Source organism: Roseicyclus sp., assembly GCF_052168335.1.
Classification (GTDB): domain Bacteria; phylum Pseudomonadota; class Alphaproteobacteria; order Rhodobacterales; family Rhodobacteraceae; genus Roseibacterium.
Map to the genome: position 1 here is coordinate 1 of NZ_JBQLZP010000580.1, position 3,378 is coordinate 3,378.

Below are 3,378 nucleotides of genomic sequence, written 5' to 3' on the forward strand. Positions count from 1 at the left end.
CAAAGCCAGTGGCGGAGCGAGGGACCGCTCGACCAGGCGATCTTCTTCGAAGTGCCGCGCGGCGCCTCGCTTCGCGCCGTGTCGGAGGACCTGGAGGAGGCGGGCGCCGTCACCTCGGCGATGCTGTTCCGGCTCGGGACGGAATACGCCAACCGGGCTGGCGACCTGCGCTTCGGCTCCTACGAGATCCCGGCCGGCGCCTCGATGGAGACGGTGCTCGACATCGTGACGGCGGGCGGGCCCTCGAGCTTCCGTTACGCGGCGACCTACGTGCTCAGGATCGAGGGGACGGGCGAGCTGAGGCTGCGGGAGCGTATCCCCGGCACGGGCGAGATCGTCGAGCTCGAGACCTTCGCCTACGAGGACGGCGTCCCCGAGGTCTACCGGGAGCTGGTGGAGACCGAGCAGATCAACGTCTACCGCGTCTCGATCCCCGAGGGGCTGACCTCGTGGCAGATCGTGCAGGGCCTGAACCAGGCGGATTTCCTTTCCGGCGAGGTGGCGGATATCCCGGCCGAGGGGATGCTTGCGCCTGACACCTACGAGGTGCGCCGCGGCATGGACCGGAACGAATTGCTGGCGCAGATGCGCGCGGCGCAGGAACAGATCCTGGCCGCGGCATGGGCGGACCGGGAGGACGGGCTGCCGCTGGCCTCGCCCGAGGAGGCGCTGATCCTCGCCTCGATCATCGAGAAGGAAACCAGCGTGCCGGACGAGCGGGGTCAGGTGGCGAGCGTCTTCGTCAACCGCCTGAACCAGGGAATGCGGCTCCAGACCGACCCGACGGTGATCTACGGGGTGACGAACGGGCGGGGCGTGCTGGGCCGCGGAATCCGTCAGTCGGAGCTTCGGGACGAGAATCCGTGGAATACCTACGTGATCGACGGGCTGCCGCCGACGCCCATCGCGAACCCCGGTCGGGCCGCGATCGAGGCCGCGCTCAACCCCGACGAGACGGACTACATCTTCTTCGTCGCGGACGGCACGGGCGGCCATGCCTTCGCCCAGACGCTTGAGGAGCATAACGAAAACGTCGCCCGCTGGCGGCAGATCGAGGCCGAGCGCGCCGCGTCGGGGAACTGACGCGGCGATCGGGGCAGGGTTCAATTGTTAATGAGAGGTTGCGGACGCCGCCTTTCGTTAACCATTTGATAACAAAAAACTTCTTGACCCACCGCGCGCTCCGCGGCATACCTTCGGGCAAGCTGGATGACGTGGGTGAACGGTCCTGGGGTAGCGCCCCTCGGGCCGTTTTTTCATGTCCTGCTCGTGCCCGAGTAACGCCCTTCGGACACGGGAAACTTCGATGAACGATACAAGTCATACGTCGCCGTCCCGAAGGAACGGGGCGCCGGATCCCGACGACCTGGAGCTGACGCTGGAGCGCGCCGAGATGCTCGTCGTCCGGGCGCAGGAGGTCTTCGAGACGACCGTTGAGGCCTTGCAGGACGCGGTCCGGACGCTCAAGGCGATGCCCGACACGGGCGAGCGCGAGGTTATCAAGGACGTCAGGGCGATGAATTCCGCCCTGATGCTCGCCATGGAATTGCAGGAGAAGGCACGTGTCGCGGGAAGCAAGCACTTCGGGACGGAAGCTGGCGGAAAACTCGATCTCGCAGCCGCAAGGGACGAGATCGCCCTCCGACTGGCTTGCCTCCGTACCGCAGGAGGTGGAGAGAGCCTTCCTTGACGGGCTGTCGGACAACGCGATGGCGGCGCTTGCCTGGCTCTTCGAGTTCTGGGCGCTGCCGCATCAGCAGCCTCCCGACGGCGACTGGCGCACCTGGCTGGTGCTCGGCGGACGCGGGGCGGGCAAGACGCGGGCGGGCGCCGAATGGGTGAGGGCGCAGGTCGAGGGGCCGACGCCGGAAGACAAGGGCAAGGCGCGGCACGTGGCGCTGGTGGCGGAAACCTACGACCAGGCGCTGGCGGTGATGGTCAAGGGACAGAGCGGCATCCTCGCCTGTTCGCCGCCCGACCGGCGCCCGCGCTGGGTGGCGGGCGAGCGGCTCCTGATCTGGCCGAACGGGGCCGAGGGGCGGGTCTTCTCCGCCCATGATGCCGAAGCGCTGAGAGGTCCGCAGTTCGACCTCGCCTGGGCGGACGAGTTCGGCTGCGCCGCGATCGACCGGGGCACGAACCAGCCCAACGTCTTCCTCGATCCCAAGAGCGACGAGAGCGCGCTGCCGCATTTCTCCAGCGGACGGCGCGACGACGCGATCCAGGCGCAATACCTGCGCGCCGTCCTAGACTACTGGTCCGATCTTGAGCGCAATCCCGTTTCGGAGGTCTATGGCGGCCCCATGCTCGACATGGACCGGGCGCATGCCTGGGCCTGGGACGCGCGCCCCTGGCCGGCATTCCCGCACGACGCGGCGCGCTGGGCCGATGGCGGGAACTGGACGCGCGGCCACTGGCTGACCGGGCGGCTCGACGCGGCGCCCCTCGACCTCGTGGTGGCCGAGATCTGCGAACGCGCGGGCGTGTCCCACTACGATGTCTCGCGTCTCCACGGTCTCGTGCGCGGGCATCTCGCGGGCGAGACCGACACCGCGCGCGCGGCTCTCCAGCCCCTGATGCTCGCCCATGGCTTCGACGCGGTGGAGCGGGATGGGCGGCTGGTGTTCCGGCCGCTGCCGCTCAGGCCCGAGGCGGTGCTGACGGAGGAGGCCACGGCCATCGACGAGGGCGGGCAGGGCGGCTTCACCCGCATCCGCGCGCCCGAGGCCGAGACGGTCGGGCGCCTCCGCATCGCCTATGCCGACGGCGAGGCGAGCCATGACGCGCGGGTGGCCGAGGCGACCCATCCGGGCGACGCCTCGGACCTCGTCTCGGAGACGGCGCTGCCGCTCGCGCTGACGCCGCCCGAGGCGACCGCCATCGCGGAGCGGCGGCTGGCCGAGGCGCGGGTGGCGCGGGATGCGCTGAAGCTGAGCCTCCCGCCGTCGTCCCGTGCGCTCGGCGCGGGCAGCCTGATCGCGCTCGAGGACGGCACGACGTGGCGGATCGACCGCGTGACCGACCGGGGCGCGCGCGACGTCGAGGCGGTGCGCGTGGAACCGAGCACGGCCGAGCCCTCCGACGAGGCGGCCGATCCCGCGACGCACCAGCCCTTCGTGCCGCCGCTGCCGGTGACGCCGATCTTCCTCGACCTGCCGCTCCTGACCGGGGCGGAGGTGCCGCACGCCCCGCACCTCGCGGTCGCCGCAGCGCCCTGGCCGGGTGCGGTCGCCGTCTACCGCGCGCCGGGGCCTGACGGGTTCGAACTCGACAGTATCGTCGAGCGCGGCGCGGTCGCGGGTGTGCTCGAGACGCCGCTCTTCGCGGCGCCCGCCGGGCTCTGGGACCGGGGGGCGCCGATGCGCGTGCGGCTCGCCG

The 3,378-nt window shown here is 70.6% G+C and carries 3 protein-coding genes; all 3 read left to right on the forward strand.

All coding sequences use genetic code 11. From position 1 onward, the window contains the following. Positions 1 to 1,083: endolytic transglycosylase MltG (gene mltG / locus ACTS11_RS17845; protein WP_442641645.1), on the forward strand; the 1,083-nt coding region annotated here is incomplete at its 5' end. A 223-nt stretch (positions 1,084 to 1,306) separates the two neighbouring features. Continuing rightward, positions 1,307 to 1,690, forward strand: a complete 384-nt coding sequence (locus ACTS11_RS17850; RefSeq protein WP_442641646.1) for a hypothetical protein — start codon at positions 1,307 to 1,309, stop codon at positions 1,688 to 1,690. After that, positions 1,671 to 3,378 (forward strand): baseplate megatron protein TIM-barrel domain-containing protein (locus tag ACTS11_RS17855; protein WP_442641647.1); only part of this gene is annotated, 1,708 nt, incomplete at its 3' end. The genes ACTS11_RS17850 and ACTS11_RS17855, both read left to right, overlap by 20 nt.

What these genes read in the sequence shown, in the direction of transcription:
- ACTS11_RS17850 (WP_442641646.1), top strand. Translation starts at nt 1,307, where the DNA reads ATGAACGATACAAGTCATACGTCGCCGTCCCGAAGGAACGGGGCGCCG.